The following is a 23,724-nucleotide window of genomic DNA, read 5'->3' as shown; positions in this document are numbered from 1 at the left end:
GCTATTGATTAAACGCTATCTGATAGCCAAGTCCTTTTACATTTATAAGGAACTCTTTGGAGGTTTTTTCTCTAAAGCGCCTTATAAATGTTCTCAATCTTTCATCACTTACATCTTCCTTCCAAATCATATTTTTGATTGTTGCATACTCCAAAATACCTCGGTTCTCCTCATAGTTTTTGACTAACGCCTGCAAAAACAGAAGTTCCTTTTTTGAAAGTGCGATATATCTGTTGTTTTTGTATAGACTGTTGGTGGTTTTATTAAATACAAATCCGTCCAAAAAATTTAAAAGCTTTTTACCAATGCTTGCTTCGAGTGAGAGAATATACTCTAAAACCTCATCCGGATCAAAAGGTTTTATAAAGTACTTAACAACTCCGGTATCTATTGCACCCAACAATTTTTCCACATCGCTAAAAGCACTCAGTATTATAATTTTGCTCTGTGGATTTATACGTTTGATCTCCTGAGCCATCTCCAGTCCGCTTTTGTTTGGCATCATAATATCGGTAATCACAATGTCCGGAAAAACCTTCTTATATATATGTAAGCCCTCATCTCCGTCTTTTGCCAGTAAAAAACTGTGAAAATGGTCTCCGATAGCATTTTTCAGCAACAGTGAAAGTTTTTCTTCATCTTCAACAAATAAAACTTTCAGACTTTTTAAAAATTTATTTCTCATTATCTTTTCTCTCTGTTTTGCAGCGGAATTTTTATACTGAAAGTTGTAGAACCGTTTTTGGATTTTACATCTATGGAACCGTTCAAGCCCTGTTCGCAAATCATTCTCGACATAAACAGCCCAAGTCCTGTACCCGAAGAGGAGTGCTTTGTCGTAAAATAGGGTTCAAAAATTTTATAAATCTCTTTTTCTTTGATACCGCCGGCATTGTCACTAAACTCTATAAGTGCAAAATCTTTTTCTTTTTTTACACGTATATGTATCTCTTTTATCAAAACAGACGACTGTAAAAAAGCATCTTTTGAATTTTGGATAAGATTGATAATCACCTGTGTCAACTCATTTGAAATGCCTAAAATTTCCACATCTTCAAACTCAGTATGCACACTGATCATCTCTTTGATTATAATTTTTTCTAAAATGTTTAATGATTCATTGATACTGTCTGCTATTTTGAAATAGTTTTTCTGCTTTGTCGGTTTAAAAAAGTTGGTAAAATCATCAATCGTCGTCGACATATTCTGTATAATTGCCTTGCTCTCATCATACAGACTCTGCACTTCCTCTTCTTCGTTGTTAAGCGCTGCTTTTTTTAAACTAAAGAGTGTCAGACTGAGTTCTGTGAGCGGTTGTCTCCACTGATGGGCTATGTTTGCAAGCATCTCGCCCAGACTTGCAAGCCGTGACTGCCAAAACATCACTTTTTGCTTTTGTTCATTTTTGGCTATCTCTTCTTGCACCCGAAGCTCAAGCGTTTCATTGAGTTCTTTAAGCTCCTGTGTCTTCTCCTGCACCCTTTTTTCAAGATTTTCATTGAGTTCCTGCAGCTCTTTTTCTTTTTGCTCCAGACTCTTTTTGTAAAACACCTCTTTTGTAACATCATAACGAATCGCCACAAACTCTTCAATGTTGTTTTGTTTGTCAAGGATGGGAATGACGGTGGTATTGACATAAAAAGTTCTCCCGTCTTTTGCTCTGTTTTTTACGGTGGCCTTATATGTTTTTTTTGCCTTGATTGTCTCCCACAATTTCTTAAACACGGAGGTTGCGACATCAGGATGTCTGACAATATTATGGTTTCTGCCGATAAGCTCCTCTTTTGAATAGCCCGAAATTTTGCAAAACTCCTCATTGACAAAGGTAATGATGCCGTTGACATCGGTTTTTGAGATAATATTGCTTTTTTCAATCGCTTCTTTATACTGTTCTAACATAGTTTAATTTTAGCCAAACTAATCCCAAAGTACACTTACGCCATACTCTTCATTCAAAATGATATTTTTTGTATAGTAAATCTTTTTGCCGTATTTTTTACTGAGCAGTTCCACTTCGAGTTCCCTCTCACTTAAAAGTTCTCTGACCTCCTTGTAACCCAGCCATTTACCGTATTTTGCCAAAGAGTTCTGCCAGATTCTGAAGCTGCATGTAGATTCCGGCGTCACTTCAAACATCTCTCCGTCTTCTGTCTGCCAGTGGGCGTTTGAACAGGCATAGAGTTTTACTTTTTTTCCTCGCACCTCTTTGTCGCGTACTTCAATTGCACCGTCATCGCAATATGGGCATTTTCCTAAAATCATCATCTCACTCCTGATTTTTATGCTATTATTATAAGGCTTTTCAACCACTGCTTCGCAATTTATTGCAATTTGACATATTATAAGGATACAACAATGCAAAACAAATTTATGGATGCGATGAACTTTCGCCATGCCTGTAAAATATTTGATGAAACCAAAAAGATAAGTGATGAAGATATGCACTTTATTCTTGAATGTGGCAGAAAATCACCCTCCTCTTTCGGTATGGAAGCCTGGAAATTTTTGGTCATTACAAACGAAGACCTCAAAGCCGAGCTGAGACCGGCATGCTGGAACCAGGTACAAATCACTTCCTGTTCGCATCTCGTTGTTATTCTTGCCGGAATAGAGAGTCTCAAACCGGAGTCAGGAGAAGTCAAAAAAAGATTTTCAAGGCGTAATATGCCGCAGGAATCACTTGATATGTATATGGACCTCTATGCCAAACATTTGGAAAAAACACTTAGCAGCGATGAAAATATTTACTGCTGGAGTGCAAGACAGACCTATATAGCTGCTGCCAACATGATGACCGGTGCTGCCTATACAGGAATAGATTCCTGTCCTATAGAAGGGTTTGAAAAAGAAAAAGTCGAAGATATTTTAGGTCTTGATACTAAAAAATTTCAAGTCGCAATGGTGCTTCCTTTTGGCTACAGACTCAATCCGCAACCAAAACAGATCAGACTGCCGTTCGACGAAGTAGTGGAGTTTATACTCTGAGTGTGGCAGTCAACCGTTTAGGATAAATGAAAAGTTCGAGTGCTTCGGTGACAGACTTGCAGACTATATCCGAAGCGAGCAGACTTTTTGTGCTGCAGCCCTCATCACCAAGTACACAAATGCCTATGTGCGCTTTTTGCAGCATTTTCATATCGTTGTTTCCGTTACCCACAGCCGCACACTCACTTGCATTTAATGCAATAATATATGCCTCTTTTTCCAAAGTATGGTTTGCACTCTCCAATACCTTTACATGTAAAGCATACTCTTTTAGCTCATTTTTGACACTGCCAAAGGTATCTGCCGTGATTACATGTAAAGTATATTCTTTGGCCAGAAGCGGCAGCAGTCTCTTTGCCTCTTCCAGTAAAATACCGTCTTTTGCAAGCGTACCGTTATAATCCAAAATAATATGTTTTATATTTCTCTGCATTTTTTTCCTTCCTGTTTTGTATAGTTTTCAAGTCTAAAGCCCGCACTGAAGTACGGGTTCCGAGAAAATCACTTAACTTTGAAATATCGTCTTTTACTACAGTACTGTTATAATCAAGAACAAATTATTTTGTGTAATTTTCAAGCCTAAAGTCGGTACTTTAGTGCCGATTCCGAGGGATAGTACAGTTTTTCACAACCCGTATTTCAGTGTCAATGCCATTAAGTTAAGCATCTTTTTCGGAACCGGTACTTTAGTGCCGGCTTTGTTTTTTTGAAGACTAAAGCCTGGGTTCCAGGAAAATCTCAGTTTTTGTCTTAACTTAATGGCATTGATGCTTCAGTACAGATTCCGGCATACTTCTTAATCTCTCTTTTAGTCAAAGAAGACTAGTATATGAAAAAATATTTAGGACATTATACATTATGAAAGGTATAAAACTCACACAATACAGTCACGGGGCGGGTTGCGGCTGTAAAATTTCTCCAAAACTGCTTGATACTATTTTAACAACCACGAGAGAAACGATTGCTTACCCTGATTTACTTGTCGGCAATTCTTCAAAAGATGATGCCGCGGCTTTTGATTTGGGCAACGGGACGTCTGTTTTAAGCACGACTGATTTTTTTATGCCCATAGTCGATGACCCGTTTACTTTTGGGCGCATAGCTGCCACCAATGCCATCAGCGATATTTACGCTATGGGCGGTAAACCGCTTATGGCCATTTCCATTTTTGGCTGGCCGATTGACAAGCTTGATGCGGATGTGGCACGCGAAGTTATTGACGGCGGCCGCTCAGTCTGTGAAGAAGCAGGTATTCCACTGGCAGGCGGGCACAGTATAGATTCTCCCGAACCTATATTTGGACTTGCAGTTACAGGCATAGCACAAAATAAACATCTTAAACGCAATGATACTGCCGAAATCGACTGCGAACTCTACCTCACAAAACCACTGGGGATAGGCATACTGACAACGGCACAAAAACAGGGAAAAATTGCCGAGGGTGACATAGATATTGCCGTAGAAGCCATGTGTACCCTGAACAAAATCGGTGCAGAAATCTCCGCATTAAAAGGCGTGACCGCACTTACCGATGTGACAGGTTTCGGACTGCTTGGGCACTTAAGCGAAATATGTGAGGGAAGCAGTATCAGCGCTGTTGTAGAGTTTGACAAAGTACCGACACTCAAAAATGTCAAAAAGTATCTGAAGATGGGCTGTGTTCCGGGAGGCACACGCAGAAACTTTGAGAGTTACGGAAATAAAATTTCTCCGATGTCCCAAGAACAGCAGGACATTTTATGTGACGCACAAACCTCTGGCGGACTGCTGTGTGTGGTGAAAAAAGATACAAAAGAAGCCTTTTTGGCACTTACAAAAAATGCAGGGCTTTGCCTGGAACCAATCGGATTTACATGTAAAGCAAGCAAATATCTTGTAGAGGTAGTCTGACTTTGCCCAATAATATTACAAATGTAACAGATGATTTTTTATCTATTGTCCTCAATGAAACACCTCTGCTTGATGTCCGCGCCCCTGTTGAGTTTGAAAAAGGAAAGTTTATCAATGCAACAAACCTGCCTATACTTGATGATGAAGAACGCAGACTTGTCGGCATACGGTACAAAGAGGCCGGAAATTACGCAGCCATAAAGCTGGCCGAGTCTCTTATTCAAAATGAGGGAAAAGAGAAAAGAGTCCGCCTCTGGCAGGACTACCTCAAAAAAAATCCCGAGGCAAAGCTTTACTGTTTTAGAGGAGGACAACGCTCAGGGATTGCGCAGGAGTGGCTAAAAGAGAGCAATATTGATATTACCCGACTCAAAGGCGGATACAAGGCTTTTCGCAATTTTTTGATGCAACAGAGTGAAGACATCAGTACGCAGACACCCACACTTATTTTAGGTGGCAGAACAGGCTCGGGAAAAACCATTCTTTTAAATAAACTGCCAAATGCCATTGACCTTGAAGCCGTTGCCAATCATCGCGGCTCTTCATTTGGAAGTTTTGTCAACGCACAGCCCTCGCAGATTGATTTTGAAAACAATCTTGCCTACAAACTCATACAGTTTCATCATAAAAATTTTACCCATCTTGTTTTGGAACATGAAAGCCATAATATCGGCAGAACATTTATTCCAAAACCCGTATATGACAATTTTATGCAGGGACAGCTTGTATTGCTGCAGACTCCGATTGAAGTTCGCGCACTCATAACGTATGAGGAGTATGTTCTTGGCGCACTCAAAGAGTATACATTACAATACGGGGAAGAAGGTCCGCAAATATGGGCACACAATGTACAATCAGGGCTCAAAAGAATCCAAAAACGTCTGGGTGACCAGCTTTACAGACAACTTGCACAACTCTTTGACGAAGCCTGTTCCCAAGATACCCAGGCAGAGGCAAAAACATTCTACTTGGAGTGGATTACCCTTTTGTTACAAAGATACTACGATCCGATGTATGATTACCAGATTAAAAAGAGTCCCATACCTGTTGTTTTTGAGGGAAATACTTCTGATGTGTTGCACTTTTTACAACACCAATTATGAAAATATGATACAATTTCCTCATGCAAAACAATTCAACACAATTAGAGCTTTTAAACAATACAAATAAAACCTTTGAAGAAGAGTTTTTCCGATATGCCAAACCTTTTGAGTATGAAAAAGGGTCTTCGCCATTTTATCCGGATGATCTGCTCAAATATTTTTATATTGTAGTGGACGGCAGAGTAAAAACATATCAAATAAACTTTCAGACAAACAAAGAACAAACACTTTTTATCTATAAGCGCGGAGACATGTTTGATGTCATCTCCCTGCTTGACGGCAAACCGCATGAGGTTATTTATGAGGTTATCGAAGATGCAAATATTTTACGCCTGCCGATTGAAAAAGTCCGCTACTGGCTTGAAAATGATGCTACTTTTAATAAAAAGTTCTTTCCCTACCTTGCTGCGCACATGCGCTATACGGAAGAACTTGCTACCGAACTTGCCCTGTATGATACAAAAGAGCGTTTTTTAAATCTTTTAGTACAGAATTTAAACCCCAATCACAGATTCCGATACCAACTCCTGCAAAATCTCTCCAACAGCGAAATAGCAAAACTGCTCGGAACGGTCCGTCATGTTATAGAAAGAAGCATCAAACAGCTCAAAGCTGACGACATCATAGAAACCAGCAGACGCAACATAAAAGTAAAGAATCTTCAAAAACTTTTAGACAAAACCTCCCAAATGCTACTTAAGTAGCAAAATACTTTTTCAAAACAGACTATCATTTCTTAAATAAAAAATTTAAGGAGTGAGACATGTTAGTGACAAGACATAGAAACCCGATACAAAATACAAGAAGATTTGATTTGATTAACGAATTTTTTAATGCACTGGAAACACAAAACAGCGAAGAGCCAAGAGAGGTTTTTGACTTTGTACCGGCTGTCAATACGAGAGAAGGGGACGATGCCTACTATATTGAGCTTGATTTGCCGGGTATAAAAAAAGAGGATGTGGAGATCAGTGTTGACAAAAACATCTTAACCATCAAAGGCAAAAGAGAAGTAAAAAAAGAAGAAGAGAAAGAGGACTACTACAGAATAGAGAGTGCCTACGGTACTTTTTCAAGAAGTTTTACGCTCCCTGAAAAAGTAGACAGTGAAAATATCCGTGCAACCGGAGAAAACGGGGTGGTCGAGATTACCATACCAAAACTGAAAGTCGAAAAAGATACAACGAAAAAAATTGAAATCGAGTAAGGAGGATTATCATGGATATCGTACAAACATCAAAAGAGTTAGTGGAAAAAGCGGAAGAAAAAGTTGAAAAAGGTTTGGAAGTTGTCAAAGATACATTTCACAATGTAGCATCACATCTTCCTCTGGCAAACCTTGCAAAACATCGTAATGACACCTTCACAATCGAAGTTGATTTACCGGGTGTTAAAAAAGAAGATATAGAATTAAAAGTCGAAGATGACTATCTGACTGTTACAGCGGTCAGAAAATTTAAAAACGAGGTCAAAGAGGATGATTACTATCTCTGTGAATCAAATTTTGGCGTCATCTCAAGAAGTTTTATCCTGCCTGACAATATAGACAGAGATAAAATTCAGGCAAAATTTGAAGACGGAAGACTGTATCTGACTCTTGAAAAACTCGAATCCAAAAAGACAAAGAACATCAGCATCCAATAACAAAGGGTGCTGACACAAGGAGTTAGCTATGAAAAAACTAGTAAGCAGTCTGTTGCTTTCATCTTTGCTGACCGGATCTGCATTCGCGAGTATGGATGCAATGAACCCCTATGATGCAGATTTCGCAAGAATGAACCAGTATTTCAACTCTTTGATAGAGTCGCACTTAAGCAGTTCGGCGTTAAACAATTTCAGTTATCCGAGAACGGACATTCAGGATGCAAAAGACAAAATAGTATTAAAGTTTGATTTGGCGGGAGTTGACAAAAAAAATATTAAACTTTCCATTGATGACAATAAAATTTTGACTGTAAAAGGTGAGAAAAAAGAGTCCAAAGAAGAAAAATCCAAAGATTTTGTCAAAAAAGAGATTTTTTACGGTGAGTTTCAAAAATCAATTCAACTGCCTGAAAATATTGATGAAAGCAAACTTGCAACAAAATTTGAAAACGGTATTTTAACCGTCACGATTCCTAAAACAGAAGTTAAAAAACCAAAAGCAAGACTTATCCCTATAAAATAATTAATTTTTTCTGCTAGAATTCCTCTATGAATTCATACGCAGAAAAATTTACCAACGCTATAGAAAACAGTTTTTTTAATAAACTTCCCAAACATGAACAGGAGTTTATCAAAGAGAAATCCTTTGAGTACAAATTTTCCTATCAGGAAATCAAACAGATAATCAATTTCGCGCGAGATCTGGGGATGTGGGATGAGAAAAGAATCACTGCAGTATTTCCCGAACATCCTCAAAGAAAAGTTGTTTTCTCCAGGCTTAAAAAAGCCTATGAAAATATACGCAACAAACCAAATTCCTATAAAAACTTTACCCTCAAAAATATCCCCCAAGAACAAAAATATACCTTTAAAACAGTACCAAAAGAAGGTTTCGGACTTGGTCTGTGTCCGGTAGCAAGTGAAAAGACACGCTGCTGCAATCTGCTCACGCTTGATGCGGTTGAGAGTTGCGGGTTTGACTGTTCCTACTGTTCCATTCAAAGTTTTTACAATCAAAACACCATTACCTTTGACAGCAGTTTTGCAGACAAACTGCTCAAGCTCCAACTTGATCCAAACAAGACCTACCACATAGGTACCGGTCAGGCATCGGACTCACTGATGTTTGGCAACCGTGAGGGTGTTTTGGATGCTCTTTTTGCCTTTGCAAGAAAAAATCCCAATGTCATTTTAGAATTTAAAACAAAATCGGACAATATAAAATATCTGCTTGAAAATGAAGTGCCGAAAAATATACTCTGTACCTGGAGTCTCAATACCCAGACTATTATTGACAATGAAGAACATCTCACCGCTTCGCTTGCAAAACGTATAGCAGCCGCTCGAAAAATGGCGGACAAAGGTGTTAAAGTCGGCTTTCATTTTCATCCCATTGTAGAATACGAAGGCTATCTTGACGAATATCAAGAAGTATATGAAGAACTTATACTAAAATTCTCTCCACAAGAGGTTGCGCTTGTCAGTTTTGGGACATTGACTTTTATCAAACCGGTGATTAAACAGCTGCGTGAACGCGAGTTTAGAACTAAAATCACACAAATACCGCATGAAGACGCCAGCGGAAAGACATCGTATCCAGACAGTACGAAGGTTGAAATGTTTAAACATGCCTACACCAGCTTTGCTCCATGGCGCCGCCAGGTATTTTTCTATTTGTGCATGGAAGAGCATCATATGTGGGCAAAAACATTCGGCTACCAATACTCTACAAACAATGACTTTGAACACGCTATGCTAGGGGCATACTGTGAAAAACTCGGTCTAGATTTTTTATTATAAAAAGGAATAGTTTTATGCAAACAAAAGAAAGTTATTTTTTATCACAGCCGCATCAGCCGTTTTTTCTTTTAGGTATTATCAATGCAATCATTATGATGCTTATTTTTGCGTTAAATTATAAGGGCATCTTCTCCTTACATGCAGACTCGCTGACATTTCACAGCTACTCTTTGATATTTTTGGTTTTTACAAATTTTTTTACAGGGTTCTTATTTACAACTTTTCCGCGTTTTAATCAGACACAGGTGATAGCAAAAAAATACTATTCCAATATTTTTTATGCAAACACGCTTGCATCATTGCTTTTTCTTATCGGTGTTTTCAGCTCTGAAACCCTTTTACTCGGGGCAATGGTTATAAATCTGACAACTCAGGTTTTTATAGTATTGAAACTAAAAAACATCTATGAAACAGGAATGGCAGCGGACAAATCAGACTCATTTTGGATACTCAATGCAAACTACTTTGGGCTCTTTGGCAATCTTCTTTTTATACTCTCTTTGTTCATACCGGAAATTTTACCAGTTGCCATCAGTATCTCTTTTTACATGTACCTGATTTTTCTTGCTTTTAGTGTCGGACAGAGAATGATTCCTTTCTTCTCCCATTCATTTGCGCCAAAAAATGAAAATTTTGTCAAAATTGTTTTTGTTTTGTTTCTATTCAAGAGTATCTTTGTTTCTGCAGATATAAAAAGCTTGCAGATAGTTACAGATTTACTGCTTGCCGCTTATATGTTTTTTGAGTTTAAACGCTGGGATTTACACCCTTTGCAGTCCCCTCCTATTTTATGGGTACTGCATCTTGCACTTTTTTGGCTGCCTTTGTCTTTCTTTCTTTCGGCGCTCAGTTTGGGTGCGGAGATATTTTTAGATACCTCTTTTTTCTTTTTAAATATTCATCTTCTGGCAATAGGTTTTTTAACAACACTCCTTATAGGCTTTGGAACACGTGTGACACTCGGTCACTCGGGACAACCGCCGCAGGCAGATACATTGGCAACAAAGATATTTTTGTTTATACAGCTTGTTGTGTTGTTCCGTGCGCTTTACAGTATCAATATAGCTTTTGGATGGGGGCTTGGATTTTTGTTTGACATCTCTTTTACTGCCTGGCTCTTGCTCTTTTTGATTTGGGGAGGGAGATATTTTCAAGTGTTGGTTTTTGGAAAAAAATTGTAGCATTGTTTTGCAAAAAGCAAAATTTTCAGATCGGGCTGGCACTTCAATGCTAATGCCATTCAATCAAGCGGTTTTTTCGGAACCCGTACTTCAGTGCGGGCTTTGCATCTTTTAAGACCTGGTCCTGGGTTACAGAAAATATTTAATTTTCTCACAAGTCGCGCTTTGGCATCTGAAAACCCGGGTTCCGATAAATACGTGACTTTTACTGCATTTTGATTATAAAAGTATTGTCAGCTTCTTCAACTTTAAACTTGTGTTTGCCGCAGAATTCATCATTCATATGGTTGACCATCTCCAATGACTTCATCAACGCCTCATCTTTTGACGCTATTTCCGTACTACTTTGAAGATTACTTCTTTTAAAACAGCCACATTCTCTCTCTACTATTATTTTAAACATATTCTCATCCTTGTTAAGTTTTTATGCAATAATATCACGTACAACTTGTTCTACTCTTATTCATATATACAATGCAATTTTTACATTTTCATCTAAGATATGCTGCTCCTTGGTTGGGATTGGTATTATAATACTTTGAAACTTTTTCTATAGCCTGGGTTTTAATTTCCAAGACACACAGCCCGCACTGAAGTACGGGTTCCGGTAAAACTGCCTGATTGTATGGCATTGACACTGAAACATAAATTTTAAAGGAAATAGCTTCAGAACCGGTCAATGCCGTTAAGTTAAGCGGCTTTTTTAAAACCACTTCTTCATACAATTTAGACTTTTGCACCCTAACAGTCGGCACCAAAGTACCGATTCCGATTAAGCGGCTTTTCGGAACCCGTACTTCAGTGCGGGTTCCGGTAAAACTGCCTGGTTGAATGGCATTGACACTGAAACATAAATTTTAAAGGAAATAACTTCAGAACCGGTCAATGCCGTTAAGTTAAGCGGCTTTTTTAAAACCACTCCTTCATACAATTTAGACTTTTGCACCCTAACAGTCGGCACCAAAGTACCGATTCCGATTAAGCGGCTTTTCGGAACCCGTACTTCAGTGCGGGCTTTGTGTTTTGTCAGGTTACACTATAGCGTTCAAACCCAAGTTCTTTGGAAACATCAAGTTTTTTCTTAACCGGATTATTTAAAGAAGAGGGAAGAATTAATGCTATAATGTCACCATATTAACACAACGGAATTACCATGAAAAAAGAGATAAACCCTTACCTGGAACTGGGCAAAATGAATACCCTGCGTGTCGACAGAGACACAACACCCGGCCTGTACCTTATGGCTGAGGACGGCAATGATGTCCTTCTTCCCGGACAGTATGTCACAGATGATATGTGCGAAAATGCTCTTGTAGATGTTTTTTTATATACAGATTCAGAAGACAGGCTGGTAGCCACTACCGACAGACCCCTTGCAATGCTGGATGATTTTGCACTCCTGGAAGTCGTGGATGTGGCTCCTTTCGGTGCTTTTATGAACTGGGGACTGCCAAAAGATTTACTTGTCCCTAAGATGTTTCAAAAAACACCTTTTGAAATCGGCGAAAAAAGATTTATTCGCATAATATATGACGAACGGACACACAGACTTGTCGGCACAGAAAAACTCGGTGATTTTTTTGATCGCAAAGTCAAAGACCTTGCACAGAACAAAGAGGCAGAAATATTAGTCATTTCCAAAACGCCGCTTGGCTTTAAATGTATTGTCAACGGTAAATATGAAGGACTGATATATCACAATGAAATATTTGAAGAGATAAAACTGGGAGACAAAAAGACTGCCTATGTCAAAACAGTGCGCAAAGACGGCAATATCGACCTTACACTTCGGCGTCCCGGCAGTAAAAAAGACGGCTCCTCTGCCCAAAAAGTTCTCAACCTGTTAGAACAGAACAAGGGTATTATGCCTTATAACTACAAAAGTGATGCCGAGCTGATTAAAAATGTATTTGGTCTGAGTAAAAAAGAGTTCAAACGCTCTTTGACACAACTTCAGGATGACGGAAAAATTACGGTCAAAGATACCGGTATATATCTCAAGGCAAAGTAATGGCAAGAAAGAAACAAACACATGATTTAAGTAAAAAAAATGTAGAATATATACAGGACAATATCTTTTACAAAGTTTTACGTTTTAATCCTTCAAATATGACAGTGGATGTAATAAAGATAGAAAAGAATGAAAAAACAAATACTGAAATGCCTTTTGCACATTTGCCCAAAGCAGTAAAAAAGAGTATAAAGCCCAATTAATGCTGGGCTCTATGGACGCATATCCATAATGAATCATGTTAAAGATATACAAGGAGAATCGCAAGTAAGATTATATACTTAAATTGTTACAATAGTGTTAACAAAACTTGAAAAAGGAGTAAAAATATGAAAAAATGCAATACACTGCAGGAAGTAAGAGACGAGGTGGATATTATTGACAAAAAACTTGTTGAACTGATATCTGAGCGCAGCCATTTAATTCGTCAGGCAGCCGGTTTCAAAGAGAGTGTGGCAGAGGTAAAAGCCCAGGACAGGATTGATGATATTATGCAGAAAGTAAGAAAAAAGGCGATTGAGCTCAATGTCAATCCGAATATGATCTCTGAACTCTTTAAGATAATGATTGATGAAATGGTTGAAACAGAAATAAGTGAGTTAAGAAACGCCGGGAATTTTTAAAATTAAAAAGAGGCCGGGACCTCTTTTGCCTATTTGTATCTGTAGGTGATACGCCCTTTGTCCAAAGAGTATGGTGTCAACTCAAGTTTCACTTTGTCTCCTGGAAGTATTTTAATATAGTGCATACGCATTTTACCTGCGATATGACACAGTATAACATGTCCGTTTTCTAATTCAACACGAAAAGTTGCGTTCGGCAAAGCCTCTATAATCTTGCCGTCAACTTCAATAACATCTGCTTTAGCCATTTTAGTCCTTTATAAAGAAATTTCTTACTTTAACTCTCACGCAAGAGATAAAATTTCAGCTTTACCGTCAACAACTGCGACAGTGTGCTCATAGTGAGAACCGCGTAAACCGTCGGTACTGACAACATCCCAACCGTTATCCAAGATAACAGGTTTTGGCTCTTTTTGACATATCATAGGTTCCAGACAAAAAACCATTCCGTTTTTTATTTTCGGTCCGGATTTCGCATTTCCGCCCGCCAAATAATTAGGAATTTCAGGTTCTTCATGAGGTTTTCTTCCTATTCCGTGCCCACAAAAATTACGTAAAGGAACAAAACCGCGCTCCAATATGAACTGTTCCATTAAATAGGAAAGTTCTTTAAAGCGCATTCCTTCTTTGATATTTTCAATAGCATAATACAAAGTATCTTTTGCACAGGCTATTAAATCTTCATCTTCTTTGCTGATTTCTCCGACACCCATGCTTATTGCGGCATCACCGAACCAGCCATCAAGTTCTGTTCCAATATCATACCCTATAACATCTCCTTCCTGGAGTTTGTAGTCACTTGGAATGCCATGAATAATAACTTCATTGAGTGAGGTGCATACCGCATTTGGGAAGCCGTACAATCCTTTAAAAGAGGGTTTTGCACCATGAGAACGGATATAATCCTCTGCCATGGCATCCATCTCTTTTAAACTCATACCGACTTTGGTATTTTTACGAAGAAGGTCTAATGTGCCGCCGACAATTTTGTTGGCGGCACGAAGTTTTTCAATTTCTTGAGGTTTTCTAAGCGCAATAGCCATTGCTACAGACCAACTGCACTGAGAGTTTCATATTTACTCATGTATATCTGAGCTTCTATCTTTCTCATTGTGTCAAGAGCAACCTGCACAACGATCAGCACGGCAGTACCGCCAAAGAAGAACGGTACCCCCATCCCTTTTATAATCATAAAAGGCAGAGTCGCAACGAGTCCAAGATAGAGTGCTCCGGTAAATGTCAATCTGCTTGCCGTTTCATTCAAGAACTCTCTCGTAGCATCACCGGTACGAATACCGGGAATAAACCCGCCTTGACGTTTGAGATTATCCGCAATGTCTTTTGCGTTGAATGTGATTGAGGCATAAAAGAATGCAAAAAACACAACAAACACAAAGGTCAAAAAGTTAAAAAAGTAACTGTTTGGATTCAGATAATCTGCAATAGCCTGCATAGCCGGATTTGTACTGCTTGAAAGCACGGTCATCGGAAACATTAAAATTGCCGAGGCAAAGATAACCGGGATAACACCCGCCAGATTCACTTTAATAGGAATATAGTTCATTACACGTTTGTTTTGGTTTTGCATCATCGTCTTTTTCGCATAGGTTATAGGCACACGACGCTCACCAAGCTCAACATAAATGATAATTCCTACCGTTGTCAGAATCAAAGCAAGAATTGCTATGACAGTAATAAAACTCATTGCACCGGTATTTACCATTTCGATTGTTTGACCAATTGCTCTTGGAATTGCCGAAACAATACCTGCGAAGATAATAAGAGAGATACCATTACCGATTCCGCTTTGTGTAATCTGCTCACCAATCCACATTAAAAGCATTGTACCTGCAAGCATTGAAACAGCAGAAAGCATGATAAATGTAGTGTGATCGGCAAGAATTGCAGAGTTGCCCGTAGGTCCGGTTAAGCTTTGCAGTCCTACACTGACACCGACAGCCTGAATTAATGTTATAACGATAGTCGCATAACGAATAATCTGCATATATTTCACCATACCGTCACGCTCTTTTTTCATTTGACCAAGTGTCGGAAATGTTGCAGCTAAAAGCTCCATAATAATTGAGGCGGTGATATAAGGCATAATGCCGAGTGAAATAATAGAGAGTCTCTGTACAGCATTTCCGCTGAACATGTTAAACAATCCCAATGCGTCTGATTGATGTGAGTCGAAGAAAGAAGCAATAACAGCTGTATCTACGCCAGGAACCGGCACATAGGCCAGTAGGCGGTAGATAAATAAAAAACCGATAGTAATAAGTATCTTATTTACTAGATTTTTATTCACAACTAGTTACCTGTTGTTGTAACGTTTTCGTCTTTAATTTTCGATGCCAAATCTTTTGCTTTGGCACCTACTAGTTTAATTTTAGTCACTGAAGAAGCAACCTTGTGAACTGAACGGATTGATTCCATTGTAATTTCACCAAGTTCTGCTACAGCTTTGATTTTTTCAACGTTTATCACATACGGTTTGATCACTTTCGAGTGAAAACCGATTTTTGGCAAACGTTTTGCAAGTGGCTGTTGCCCACCTTCAAAGTTTCTTTTTCTTTTGTAACCTGAACGAGATTTCTGACCTTTTTGACCACGAGCGGCAGTCTTACCAGTACCAGAACCTTGACCACGTCCAACACGTTTGCGAGAATGTGTTGAACCCGGAGCAGGTTGTAAATTTTCAATACCCATTTTCCTATCCTTTTATACGAGAAAGTGCTTCAATTGTAGCACGTACCAGTGTGTTTGGATTGTTTGAACCGATTGACTTTGTAAGGATATCTTTAATCCCTGCAAGTTCAAGAACAGGTCTCGCTGCTCCACCGGCAATAACACCGGTACCTTCTGATGCCGGCTTTAATAAAACACGACTGGCATTATACTTATGCTCAATGTCATGTGCTATTGTAGAACCTTTTATCTTAACAGTTGTTAAATTTTTAAAAGCATTGTCTACAGCTTTACGTATAGCATCAGGAACCTCTTTTGCTTTACCAACACCATAACCTACAGTACCGTTTTTGTCACCAACAACGATAAGTGCAGTAAAACGAAAACGTCTACCACCCTTAACAACTTTTGTTACACGACCAATATTTACTATTGATTCTTCAAAATCATCTCTATTGATTTCCATCTGTGCTCCTAGAACTTGATTTCGTTTGCACGAATTGCGTCACCAAATGCAGCAATTACGCCGTGATATTGGTAACCATTACGGTCAAATACAATCTCAGAGATGTTTGCTTCTTTGAGTTTGGCAGCAAATGCCTCACCAAGTGCAGCAGCACCTTCTTTATTAGCTTTGTGACCAGTAGCCTTTGAGTGTAGTGAACAAATTGTTGTTGCAGTTGCATCATCAATTGCCTGTACACTTAAGTAACGGTTTGATTTAAATACAGAAACACGAGGAAGTTCAGCACTACCAGATATTTTTGCACGGATACGACGCTTACGTTTTAAACGATTCGCAATTTTGCTTTTTAATACTTTAGCATTCATCTATCTTCCTCCCTTATTTCTTAGCAGTTTTACCGGCTTTACGCACGATATGCTCATCTATGTATTTAACACCTTTACCTTTGTAAGGCTCTGGTGGACGGAATGATCTGATCTCTGCAGCTGCCTGACCCAACATTTGTTTGTCATGGCTTTTAAGAGTTATCACATTCTTTTCAACGCTTGCTTCCAAACCTTCAGGTAACTCATAATTGATATCATGAGAGAAACCAAGCTGAAGATTTAAAACTTTTCCTTTAACGGCTGCTCTGTAACCAACACCGTTAATTTCAAGTTTTTTCTCATAGCCGGTAGTCAAACCTGTTACGATATTTTGGGCCAATGCTCTGAAAGTTCCCCAGAAAGCTCTATGCTCACGAGAGTCTGAAAGATTTTTAAAAGTTAAAGTGTTTCCTTCTACTTCGAAAGTCACATAACCTTTAGTATCTAAATCAACACTGTTTTTGCCTTTAGCAAAAGTTATAACATTTCCATTTGTAGTAACAGTAATGTCACTGGCAAATTCTACAGGATTTTTTCCAATTCTTGACATGCTATACTCCTACCATACCGTACACATAACTTCACCACCAATGCCAAGCTCATATGCTTTGTCATTTGGTAGTACGCCATGTGATGTACTTACAATAATAGTTCCGTAACCATTTTTGAAACGTTTAATATCTTCTTTACCTTTATAAACACGACGTCCAGGCTTTGAAACTCTTTTCATTTCATTGATTACAGATTTTCCATCTTCACCGTACTTCAGTACAACTTTGATAGTTTTTTTCACACCGTCTTCGATTACATTACAAGACTCAATGTAACCTTTGTCTACTAAGATATTTGCTACTGCTTCTACACTTTTAGAGTGTACCAAAGTAGTAACCGGTAATCTTCTCATACCGGCATTACGAATACGTGTTAACGCATCTGATACTAAATCATTAATTGCCATTTATATTTTCCTTTTATGTAGTTACTCACGTTGTCGGAAGTATACCCTCAAGGGGCACCTAGATTCCGCCAACTACGCTAACGCTGAGTTCTCTTCGGCAGAGAGCCCACGTGCAGTAATCCGCACTTATAGTTAACTTCCAGTAACTGCTGACTGCTAGCAGTTTCCTCTTGGCTTACCAAGAAGACTTTCTAACACCTGGTATTAAACCTTCATTTGCCATTTTTCTAAAACAGATACGACAAATTCCAAAATCTCTCAGTACAGAGTGTGGACGACCACAAATCTGACAACGTGTATAACCACGTACCTTAAATTTTGGAGTACGTTTTGCTTTAGCTATCATTGACTTCTTAGCCATTAGTTGCTCCCTTTACTAAAAGGCATTCCCATTTTCTCTAAAAGAGTAAATGCCGCCTTGTCTGAATCTGCAGATGTTACTATTGTAATATTCATACCATGAATCTGCATGATTGAATCATAGCTGATTTCAGGGAAAATAAGTTGTTCCTGAAGACCGAAGTTATAGTTACCGCGACCGTCAAAACCATTTCTCGGAACACCACGGAAATCTTTCACACGAGGAAGTGCGATAGAAACAAGGCGATCGAAGAAGTTATACATATTTTCACCACGAAGTGTTACACGAACACCTACAGGCATACCTTCACGTACTTTAAAACCTGCAACAGATTTCTTCGCAATCACAGTAGAAGCTTTTTGACCGGCTATAGTAGTGATAGTATCTTCAATATTTTTAATGAGTTTGTTATCTTTCATAGCAAAACCTGCACCGACAGAGATAACAATTTTGTCAAATTCAGGAATCTGCATTACATTTTTAATATCTAAAGCTGCTTGAATTTCCGGCTTAAGCGCTAAATATTTTTCTTTTAAACGAGCCATCTATTATGCCTCCACTTTGCGTACGTTTGAAACATCGATTGGCATCTCTTTTTTGATATGCCCGCCTTTTGTATTCTCTTCAGTTGGTTTAACAGCTTTTTTCGCTATTTTACAACCCTCAACGATTACTTTGTTTTTCTTAGGAAATACCGCAAGTACAGCTGCTTTTGTACCTTTGTCATCTCCAGCGATAATTTCTACAATATCGCCTTTTTTAAACTTAAATTTTGCCATTACACAACCTCCGGAGCAAGAGATACAATTTTCATGAATCCTGCGTAACGTACTTCACGACCGATTGGTCCAAAGATACGAGTACCGATTGGTTCTCTCTTGTCATCAAGTATAACTGCCGCATTGTCATCAAAACGGATTAAAGAACCGTTTTCACGTTGGACTTCTTTATGCGTTCTAACAACAACAGCTTTTACAACTTTACCTTTTTTAACTTTGGCAGTCGGGATCGCTTTTTTTACAGAAGCAACGATAACGTCACCCACTGATGCATAACGACGCTTGGAACCGCCAAGTACCTTAATACACATAATCTCTTTAGCACCTGTATTATCAGCTACATTTAAACGAGTAAAACCTTGTATCATACTACTACGCTCCTTTTACAACTGATTTAAGTCTAAAAGATTTAGTCTTAGAAAGCGGACGACACTCGATTGCAATAATCTCGTCTCCGACTTTTACTTCATTACGCTCATCATGTACCAGGTACTTTTTGAAACGTTTTACAACTTTATGATAACGAGGATGCATTACACGACGTTCAACAAGTACAGTGACTGTTTTATCGCCTGCAATTTTAATTACGTTACCTTGAATTTCACGCTTATTAGCCATCGCCCGCCCCTACTTTGCTACTGCAGCAAGTGCAGTATTGATTCTAGCAATATCTTTTTTAGCAACACGAAGTTCGCTAGTATTTTGTAATTGCATCATTTTTTGTTTAATTTTTAAAGTAAACAGTTCTGTCTTTTTCTCTTTGAGCATCGCCTGAAGCTCTGCTGCATTTTTATCTGCTAAATCAGAATATTTCATTGTTCATCTCCGCAGTAACAATTTTACATTTGAATGGAAGTTTGTGCATAGCAAGAGTTAATGCTTCGCGAGCAAGCTCTTCCGGTACACCACCCATTTCAAAGATTATACGACCTGGTTTAATGTTCATTACCCACTGATCAACAGCACCCTTACCTTTACCCATACGAGTTTCAAGAGGTTTTGCAGTTAACGGCTTGGCAGGGAACACACGAATCCAAATCTTACCTTGTCTTTTAATGTGACGTGTTGCAGAAATACGAGCCGACTCAATCTGACGAGAGTTAATACGACCGGCTTCTACCGCTTTGAATGCGATGTCACCAAAAGATAATTTATAACCAGAACGAGCGTAACCGCGGTTACGTCCTTTCATCACTTTACGATATTTTGTTCTTTTTGGCATTAACATGATTATTCAGCCTTTTCACTATTTTCACGTCTGGCTGGTTTTCTGCCACGACGCTCTTTTTTCTCTTCTTTCGCTTCTGCAGGAATACCTTTAGTCAGTACTTCCCCTTTGAAGATCCATACTTTAACACCGATAATACCGTATGTTGTATGTGCCTCGGCAAAACCGTAATCAATTTTTGCACGAAGAGTATGAAGAGGAACACGTCCTTCCAAATACCATTCAGTTCTTGCCATTTCAGCACCGCCTAAACGACCTGCAACTGCAACTTTGATACCTTTTGCACCAGAACGCTGCGCACCCTGCATAACTTTTTTCATAGCTCTACGAAATGCAACACGACGTTCTAACTGAGTCGCAACATTTTCAGCAACCAATTGTGCCGAAGTCTGTGCTTTTTTCTCTTCTTTGATATTGATAGAGATTGACTTACCAACTAACTTTTGAACAGCAGTTTTAAGTTTTTCGATATCAGCACCTTTCTTCCCGATAATGATACCAGGACGAGCAGCAACGATAGTTACACGAAGTCTTTTCACTGTTCTTTCAATGATGATGTTGGAAACACCAGCATAGTAAAGCTCTTTTTTCAAATATGTTCTTATCTTGTGATCTTCACCCAAAGCAGCAGGAGCTGTTTTAAAGTTAGGAAACCATCTTGATTCCCAGTTACGGTTGATTCCAAGACGTAAACCAATAGGATTAACTTTTTGACCCATTCTATTTACCCTCTACTTCTACTAAGATATGTGCTGTTGGTTTTCTAATACCTGAAGCCATACCACGAGCACGTGGACGGAAACGTTTAAGTACTGGACCATTGTCAACACGACATGATGTAATTACACAATCTTCAGCTTCGTTACCGCTGTTAGCTACTGCAGATGCAATAACTTTAGAGATAATTTTTGCTGCCTTATTTGGAGTGAACTCTAAGGCTGCCATTGCTTCTTCAGCATTCATACCTTGAACTTCACGTGCAATAAGACGAGATTTGATAGGTGATACACGGATAAATTTTAATAATGCTCTAGCCATGACTACCCCTTCTTCTGAACAGAGCCCTTGTGGCCCTTGAATGTACGAGTTGGTGCAAATTCACCAAGTTTATAACCAATATGGTTCTCTGTAACATATACAGGAACGAACTGGCGACCATTGTGAACATTTATTGTCAAACCAACCATGTCAGGAAGAATCATAGATCTTCTTGACCATGTCTTAATAGGTTTTTTCTTCGCTTCGGCTTTCATAGCCTCCACTTTTTTCATTAAATGATCATCTACGAATGGACCTTTTTTTACTGAACGAGCCATTATTAACCTACCCTTTTAGCATTTGGTTTACGGCGAGTAATAATTAACTTATCACTAGCTTTCTTACGACGAGTTTTAGCACCCTTCGTTGGTTTACCCCAAGGAGTAACCGGATGACGACCTGAGTTCGTTTTACCTTCACCACCACCATGCGGGTGATCAATCGGGTTCATCGCAGAACCACGAGTCTGTGGACGAATACCAAGGTGACGCTGACGACCGGCTTTTGCTATAACAATGTTAGCAAATTCTTCATTTCCAACAATTCCTACAGTAGCTAAACACTCACCAAGCACTAAACGCATTTCTGATGAAGGCATACGTAAAGATACATATTTGCCGTCACGACCCATAATCTGAGCTGAAGTTCCGGCTGAACGAACCATTTGTCCGCCTTTGCCAACTTTTAACTCAACATTATGAACAAGTGTACCGACAGGAATGTTTTTGAGTTTCATCGTGTTACCCGGTTTAACATCCAAACCAGACTCTGCAGCTTCAACTGTATCGCCAACATTTAAACCTTTTGGTTGCAAGATGTATCTTTTTTCACCGTCTGCATATGTAATTAATGCGATACGACAGTTACGGTACGGATCATACTCAATAGTAGAGACTGTACCCGGTACACCAAACTTGTTTCTTTTAAAATCAATAATACGGTAAAGCTTTTTCGCCCCAGCCTGTTTGTGACGAGAAGTGATACGACCATTGTTGTTACGACCGGCAGTTGTCGGAAGTTTTACAAGTAATGAACGGACACTCGCTTTAGCAGTGATATCTGAACTGTCTACATTCGTATAAAAACGACGAGACGGAGTTATCGGTCTATAAGTTTTAATTGCCATCTTATACCGCCAAACTTTCTATTTGTGCACCTTCAGGGAGAGTAACATAGAACTTTTTAAAGTCATTTTGTTTCCCCTGTACACCACGGAAACGTTTTACTTTTCCGCTTTGATTCAGAGAGTTGATTTTTGTTGGAATTATTCCGAAATACTCTCTAAACACCTCTTTAAGACCTGTTTTAGTCATACGTGGTGATGTTTGAACAACTATAACACCATCTTCTTGTAAACCCAAAGTCTTTTCTGTATATAAAATAGATTTAATATCTGTAATATCAGCCATTACTTAGCCTCACTTGTCAAAGTTTCCCATACAGCTTTTTCTATCACAATTGAGCGATAGTTGGCAGCTAAGTATGCGTTTAACTCATTAGATTCGATAACATATGTCTGGTGCAGATTTTCAAACGCCAAATATGTTTTTTCATCTAATAAAGATTTAACAAAAAGTGTATCTCTTTGACCTAAAGCTTTGAACATTGCTGCCGCATCTTTAGTTTTACCAGACTCAACAGAGATGCTGTCAACGATAAAAAGAGTACCATTTTGTGCATGCTCATTCAAAGCAAAGTTTAAAGCAAGTTTTTTCTGCTTTTTGTTTACTTTTAAATCGTAGTTGCGGTTGTTTTGAGAACCAAAAGCTTTACCACCGCCTACGAATATAGGAGAACGACGAGAACCCGCACGGGCACGACCGCCACCTTTTTGAGCCCATGGTTTTTTACCACCACCGCGTACTTCACTTCTACCCTTAGTTGTCGCTGTGTTTGCACGTTGTGCAGCCTGAGCAGACTTTACATAAAGGTAAAGGTTATGAGGGTTAATTCCAGAGAAAGACTCTGGCAATGCTAACTCAGATGCTTTTTCCATTTTTTCATTTAAAACGATTGCGCTCATTATTTAGCTACCTTTACACGACCTAAAGAACCGTTAGCACCTGAAACTGAACCTAAAACCGCAATGATTTTGTTTTCAGCATCGAAAGAAACGATTTCATTTTTCACACTGTTTTGTGTATTTCCGTATTGTCCAGGCATTTTTTTACCCTTCATTACACGACCTGGCCATTCAGCATTACCGATAGAACCTGTTCTACGACCAAATCTGTGACCGTGAGATGCAGGACCACCACCGAAATTCCAACGCTTCATCGCACCTGAAAAACCACGACCTTTTGTGTTGAAAGTAGTTTTAAGTACACTTGCCTCTGCAAGCGGAGCTAAATCCAAATCACCGGCTTCGGTATTTGTTACTTCTAATGTAACAAAACGGTTAAATTCAGTCGGAAGGTTGTATTTCTTCTGTTGACCTTCTATTGCTTTATTCATTTTTTTACCACTGTTATACGCGACAATAGCAGTACCTTCATTCACTTCACATACTTTCGCATCTAAAACTCTTAACAGAGTAACTGGTTTAGACGGAACTGTGATAGTACGGCTCATACCGATTTTTTCAACAATATATTCCACGATTAC

General features: G+C 38.8%; 40 protein-coding genes. 12 read left to right on the top strand and 28 right to left on the bottom strand.

The window, feature by feature from the left end; all coding sequences use genetic code 11:
* Nucleotide 1: 1 nt before the first annotated feature.
* From ACM66U_RS01185 to ACM66U_RS01175, 3 genes are read right to left on the bottom strand one after another with little or no spacing between them, the layout of a single operon-like run.
* Nucleotides 2-685: a response regulator transcription factor gene (locus ACM66U_RS01185; RefSeq protein ID WP_151901226.1), complete on the bottom strand. Its 684-nt coding sequence runs from the start codon at nucleotides 683-685 to the stop codon at nucleotides 2-4.
* Complete coding sequence (locus tag ACM66U_RS01180; RefSeq protein WP_418640948.1) at nucleotides 685-1,899, bottom strand: PAS domain-containing sensor histidine kinase; 1,215 nt, start codon at nucleotides 1,897-1,899, stop codon at nucleotides 685-687. The genes ACM66U_RS01185 and ACM66U_RS01180 overlap by 1 nt, the downstream gene beginning before the upstream one ends.
* A gap of 18 nt (nucleotides 1,900-1,917) precedes the next feature.
* A complete protein-coding gene (locus tag ACM66U_RS01175; RefSeq protein ID WP_418640947.1) occupies nucleotides 1,918-2,265 on the bottom strand; it encodes a hypothetical protein in 348 nt (115 codons plus the stop codon).
* Nucleotides 2,266-2,355: 90 nt separating this feature from the next.
* Here ACM66U_RS01175 and ACM66U_RS01170 point away from each other — a divergent pair, with 90 nt between their 5' ends.
* A complete protein-coding gene (locus ACM66U_RS01170) occupies nucleotides 2,356-2,985 on the top strand; it encodes an NAD(P)H-dependent oxidoreductase (RefSeq protein ID WP_151901229.1) in 630 nt (209 codons plus the stop codon).
* On the opposite strand, the gene ACM66U_RS01165 is transcribed toward ACM66U_RS01170, so the two are convergent.
* Nucleotides 2,975-3,418, bottom strand: coding sequence for an HAD family hydrolase (locus tag ACM66U_RS01165; RefSeq protein WP_151901230.1), 444 nt, complete (start codon nucleotides 3,416-3,418; stop codon nucleotides 2,975-2,977). The genes ACM66U_RS01170 and ACM66U_RS01165 overlap by 11 nt on opposite strands.
* Before the next feature lie 422 nt (nucleotides 3,419-3,840).
* On the opposite strand from ACM66U_RS01165, the gene selD reads away from it, so the two are divergent.
* The 8 genes from selD to ACM66U_RS01125 are packed head-to-tail and all read left to right on the top strand — an operon-like array spanning nucleotide 3,841 to nucleotide 10,603.
* Nucleotides 3,841-4,875 (top strand): selenide, water dikinase SelD, encoded by a 1,035-nt coding sequence (gene selD, locus ACM66U_RS01160; RefSeq protein WP_346389566.1) that lies wholly within the window; start codon nucleotides 3,841-3,843, stop codon nucleotides 4,873-4,875.
* Nucleotides 4,876-4,877: 2 nt separating this feature from the next.
* A complete protein-coding gene (gene mnmH, locus ACM66U_RS01155) occupies nucleotides 4,878-5,978 on the top strand; it encodes a tRNA 2-selenouridine(34) synthase MnmH (RefSeq protein WP_418640946.1) in 1,101 nt (366 codons plus the stop codon).
* A 20-nt stretch (nucleotides 5,979-5,998) separates the two neighbouring features.
* A complete protein-coding gene (locus ACM66U_RS01150) occupies nucleotides 5,999-6,682 on the top strand; it encodes a Crp/Fnr family transcriptional regulator (RefSeq protein ID WP_418640945.1) in 684 nt (227 codons plus the stop codon).
* Nucleotides 6,683-6,741: 59 nt separating this feature from the next.
* Nucleotides 6,742-7,185, top strand: a complete 444-nt coding sequence (locus ACM66U_RS01145; protein ID WP_418640944.1) for an Hsp20/alpha crystallin family protein — start codon at nucleotides 6,742-6,744, stop codon at nucleotides 7,183-7,185.
* 11 nt (nucleotides 7,186-7,196) lie between these two features.
* The gene (locus tag ACM66U_RS01140) at nucleotides 7,197-7,622 is read left to right on the top strand and encodes an Hsp20/alpha crystallin family protein (RefSeq protein ID WP_151901234.1); all 426 of its coding nucleotides are present in this window, start codon (nucleotides 7,197-7,199) and stop codon (nucleotides 7,620-7,622) included.
* A gap of 28 nt (nucleotides 7,623-7,650) precedes the next feature.
* A complete protein-coding gene (locus ACM66U_RS01135; RefSeq protein WP_151901235.1) occupies nucleotides 7,651-8,145 on the top strand; it encodes an Hsp20/alpha crystallin family protein in 495 nt (164 codons plus the stop codon).
* A 26-nt stretch (nucleotides 8,146-8,171) separates the two neighbouring features.
* A complete protein-coding gene (locus ACM66U_RS01130) occupies nucleotides 8,172-9,422 on the top strand; it encodes an SPL family radical SAM protein (RefSeq protein ID WP_418640943.1) in 1,251 nt (416 codons plus the stop codon).
* 14 nt (nucleotides 9,423-9,436) lie between these two features.
* Nucleotides 9,437-10,603 carry an NnrS family protein gene (locus ACM66U_RS01125; protein WP_418640942.1) on the top strand — a complete coding sequence of 389 codons (1,167 nt, stop codon included), beginning with the start codon at nucleotides 9,437-9,439 and terminating at the stop codon, nucleotides 10,601-10,603.
* Nucleotides 10,604-10,808: 205 nt separating this feature from the next.
* On the opposite strand, the gene ACM66U_RS01120 is transcribed toward ACM66U_RS01125, so the two are convergent.
* Together ACM66U_RS01120 and ACM66U_RS01115 are read right to left on the bottom strand one after the other, a co-directional pair.
* The gene (locus tag ACM66U_RS01120) at nucleotides 10,809-11,006 is read right to left on the bottom strand and encodes a hypothetical protein (protein ID WP_151901267.1); all 198 of its coding nucleotides are present in this window, start codon (nucleotides 11,004-11,006) and stop codon (nucleotides 10,809-10,811) included.
* An 88-nt stretch (nucleotides 11,007-11,094) separates the two neighbouring features.
* Nucleotides 11,095-11,328, bottom strand: a complete 234-nt coding sequence (locus ACM66U_RS01115) for a hypothetical protein (RefSeq protein WP_418640941.1) — start codon at nucleotides 11,326-11,328, stop codon at nucleotides 11,095-11,097.
* Nucleotides 11,329-11,756: 428 nt separating this feature from the next.
* On the opposite strand from ACM66U_RS01115, the gene ACM66U_RS01110 reads away from it, so the two are divergent.
* The 3 genes from ACM66U_RS01110 (at nucleotide 11,757) to ACM66U_RS01100 (ending at nucleotide 13,237) form a co-directional block, all read left to right on the top strand.
* The gene (locus ACM66U_RS01110) at nucleotides 11,757-12,614 is read left to right on the top strand and encodes a S1 RNA-binding domain-containing protein (RefSeq protein ID WP_418640940.1); all 858 of its coding nucleotides are present in this window, start codon (nucleotides 11,757-11,759) and stop codon (nucleotides 12,612-12,614) included.
* On the top strand, nucleotides 12,614-12,817 hold the full coding sequence (locus tag ACM66U_RS01105) for a hypothetical protein (RefSeq protein ID WP_346389190.1): 204 nt from the start codon (nucleotides 12,614-12,616) through the stop codon (nucleotides 12,815-12,817). Before ACM66U_RS01110 ends, ACM66U_RS01105 begins: the two co-directional genes overlap by 1 nt.
* 126 nt (nucleotides 12,818-12,943) lie before the next feature.
* Nucleotides 12,944-13,237 carry a chorismate mutase gene (locus tag ACM66U_RS01100; protein WP_151901264.1) on the top strand — a complete coding sequence of 98 codons (294 nt, stop codon included), beginning with the start codon at nucleotides 12,944-12,946 and terminating at the stop codon, nucleotides 13,235-13,237.
* Between the two features lie 29 nt (nucleotides 13,238-13,266).
* Here the strand turns inward: ACM66U_RS01100 and infA are convergent, their stop codons facing one another.
* The 22 genes from infA to rplC all read right to left on the bottom strand — a co-directional run bounded on the left by infA (nucleotide 13,267) and on the right by rplC (nucleotide 23,718).
* Nucleotides 13,267-13,485, bottom strand: a complete 219-nt coding sequence (gene infA, locus ACM66U_RS01095; protein WP_151901263.1) for a translation initiation factor IF-1 — start codon at nucleotides 13,483-13,485, stop codon at nucleotides 13,267-13,269.
* A 36-nt stretch (nucleotides 13,486-13,521) separates the two neighbouring features.
* Nucleotides 13,522-14,280 carry a type I methionyl aminopeptidase gene (map, locus tag ACM66U_RS01090; protein ID WP_151901262.1) on the bottom strand — a complete coding sequence of 253 codons (759 nt, stop codon included), beginning with the start codon at nucleotides 14,278-14,280 and terminating at the stop codon, nucleotides 13,522-13,524.
* A gap of 2 nt (nucleotides 14,281-14,282) precedes the next feature.
* Complete coding sequence (gene secY / locus ACM66U_RS01085; protein WP_418640939.1) at nucleotides 14,283-15,545, bottom strand: preprotein translocase subunit SecY; 1,263 nt, start codon at nucleotides 15,543-15,545, stop codon at nucleotides 14,283-14,285.
* A 2-nt stretch (nucleotides 15,546-15,547) separates the two neighbouring features.
* Complete coding sequence (gene rplO / locus ACM66U_RS01080) at nucleotides 15,548-15,946, bottom strand: 50S ribosomal protein L15 (protein ID WP_151901260.1); 399 nt, start codon at nucleotides 15,944-15,946, stop codon at nucleotides 15,548-15,550.
* A 4-nt stretch (nucleotides 15,947-15,950) separates the two neighbouring features.
* Nucleotides 15,951-16,391 (bottom strand): 30S ribosomal protein S5, encoded by a 441-nt coding sequence (rpsE, locus tag ACM66U_RS01075; RefSeq protein WP_151901259.1) that lies wholly within the window; start codon nucleotides 16,389-16,391, stop codon nucleotides 15,951-15,953.
* A gap of 8 nt (nucleotides 16,392-16,399) precedes the next feature.
* Nucleotides 16,400-16,756 (bottom strand): 50S ribosomal protein L18, encoded by a 357-nt coding sequence (gene rplR / locus ACM66U_RS01070; protein ID WP_151901258.1) that lies wholly within the window; start codon nucleotides 16,754-16,756, stop codon nucleotides 16,400-16,402.
* A 13-nt stretch (nucleotides 16,757-16,769) separates the two neighbouring features.
* Complete coding sequence (rplF, locus tag ACM66U_RS01065) at nucleotides 16,770-17,306, bottom strand: 50S ribosomal protein L6 (protein WP_151901257.1); 537 nt, start codon at nucleotides 17,304-17,306, stop codon at nucleotides 16,770-16,772.
* A gap of 9 nt (nucleotides 17,307-17,315) precedes the next feature.
* The gene (gene rpsH / locus ACM66U_RS01060; protein WP_151901256.1) at nucleotides 17,316-17,714 is read right to left on the bottom strand and encodes a 30S ribosomal protein S8; all 399 of its coding nucleotides are present in this window, start codon (nucleotides 17,712-17,714) and stop codon (nucleotides 17,316-17,318) included.
* 175 nt (nucleotides 17,715-17,889) lie between these two features.
* On the bottom strand, nucleotides 17,890-18,075 hold the full coding sequence (locus tag ACM66U_RS01055; protein WP_151901255.1) for a type Z 30S ribosomal protein S14: 186 nt from the start codon (nucleotides 18,073-18,075) through the stop codon (nucleotides 17,890-17,892).
* Nucleotides 18,075-18,620 (bottom strand): 50S ribosomal protein L5, encoded by a 546-nt coding sequence (gene rplE / locus ACM66U_RS01050; RefSeq protein ID WP_151901254.1) that lies wholly within the window; start codon nucleotides 18,618-18,620, stop codon nucleotides 18,075-18,077. The genes ACM66U_RS01055 and rplE overlap by 1 nt, the downstream gene beginning before the upstream one ends.
* A gap of 3 nt (nucleotides 18,621-18,623) precedes the next feature.
* The gene (rplX, locus tag ACM66U_RS01045) at nucleotides 18,624-18,854 is read right to left on the bottom strand and encodes a 50S ribosomal protein L24 (RefSeq protein ID WP_151901253.1); all 231 of its coding nucleotides are present in this window, start codon (nucleotides 18,852-18,854) and stop codon (nucleotides 18,624-18,626) included.
* Nucleotides 18,854-19,222: a 50S ribosomal protein L14 gene (rplN, locus tag ACM66U_RS01040; protein ID WP_013326030.1), complete on the bottom strand. Its 369-nt coding sequence runs from the start codon at nucleotides 19,220-19,222 to the stop codon at nucleotides 18,854-18,856. Before rplN ends, rplX begins: the two co-directional genes overlap by 1 nt.
* 4 nt (nucleotides 19,223-19,226) lie before the next feature.
* The gene (rpsQ, locus tag ACM66U_RS01035; protein ID WP_151901252.1) at nucleotides 19,227-19,472 is read right to left on the bottom strand and encodes a 30S ribosomal protein S17; all 246 of its coding nucleotides are present in this window, start codon (nucleotides 19,470-19,472) and stop codon (nucleotides 19,227-19,229) included.
* A 9-nt stretch (nucleotides 19,473-19,481) separates the two neighbouring features.
* Nucleotides 19,482-19,670 (bottom strand): 50S ribosomal protein L29, encoded by a 189-nt coding sequence (rpmC, locus tag ACM66U_RS01030; protein WP_151901251.1) that lies wholly within the window; start codon nucleotides 19,668-19,670, stop codon nucleotides 19,482-19,484.
* Complete coding sequence (rplP, locus tag ACM66U_RS01025) at nucleotides 19,657-20,082, bottom strand: 50S ribosomal protein L16 (RefSeq protein WP_151901250.1); 426 nt, start codon at nucleotides 20,080-20,082, stop codon at nucleotides 19,657-19,659. The genes rpmC and rplP overlap by 14 nt, the downstream gene beginning before the upstream one ends.
* A 2-nt stretch (nucleotides 20,083-20,084) precedes the next feature.
* On the bottom strand, nucleotides 20,085-20,801 hold the full coding sequence (gene rpsC / locus ACM66U_RS01020) for a 30S ribosomal protein S3 (protein ID WP_151901249.1): 717 nt from the start codon (nucleotides 20,799-20,801) through the stop codon (nucleotides 20,085-20,087).
* Nucleotide 20,802: 1 nt separating this feature from the next.
* Nucleotides 20,803-21,120, bottom strand: a complete 318-nt coding sequence (rplV, locus tag ACM66U_RS01015; protein WP_152183758.1) for a 50S ribosomal protein L22 — start codon at nucleotides 21,118-21,120, stop codon at nucleotides 20,803-20,805.
* A gap of 2 nt (nucleotides 21,121-21,122) precedes the next feature.
* Nucleotides 21,123-21,398, bottom strand: coding sequence for a 30S ribosomal protein S19 (rpsS, locus tag ACM66U_RS01010; RefSeq protein ID WP_151901248.1), 276 nt, complete (start codon nucleotides 21,396-21,398; stop codon nucleotides 21,123-21,125).
* Nucleotides 21,399-21,400: 2 nt separating this feature from the next.
* Nucleotides 21,401-22,246 carry a 50S ribosomal protein L2 gene (gene rplB, locus ACM66U_RS01005; protein WP_151901247.1) on the bottom strand — a complete coding sequence of 282 codons (846 nt, stop codon included), beginning with the start codon at nucleotides 22,244-22,246 and terminating at the stop codon, nucleotides 21,401-21,403.
* Nucleotide 22,247: 1 nt separating this feature from the next.
* Nucleotides 22,248-22,529: a 50S ribosomal protein L23 gene (locus tag ACM66U_RS01000; RefSeq protein WP_151901246.1), complete on the bottom strand. Its 282-nt coding sequence runs from the start codon at nucleotides 22,527-22,529 to the stop codon at nucleotides 22,248-22,250.
* Nucleotides 22,529-23,143 carry a 50S ribosomal protein L4 gene (gene rplD / locus ACM66U_RS00995; RefSeq protein ID WP_188109991.1) on the bottom strand — a complete coding sequence of 205 codons (615 nt, stop codon included), beginning with the start codon at nucleotides 23,141-23,143 and terminating at the stop codon, nucleotides 22,529-22,531. Before rplD ends, ACM66U_RS01000 begins: the two co-directional genes overlap by 1 nt.
* A complete protein-coding gene (rplC, locus tag ACM66U_RS00990; protein WP_151901244.1) occupies nucleotides 23,143-23,718 on the bottom strand; it encodes a 50S ribosomal protein L3 in 576 nt (191 codons plus the stop codon). The genes rplD and rplC overlap by 1 nt, the downstream gene beginning before the upstream one ends.
* Nucleotides 23,719-23,724: the final 6 nt, after the last annotated feature.

The sequence above is a fragment of the Sulfurimonas sp. ST-27 genome, from assembly GCF_048081595.1.
In the GTDB taxonomy this organism is placed as follows: Bacteria; Campylobacterota; Campylobacteria; order Campylobacterales; family Sulfurimonadaceae; genus Sulfurimonas; species Sulfurimonas hydrogeniphila.
Note: the sequence above shows the minus strand (reverse complement) of the source record. Positions and strands in the feature narration are given on the sequence as shown.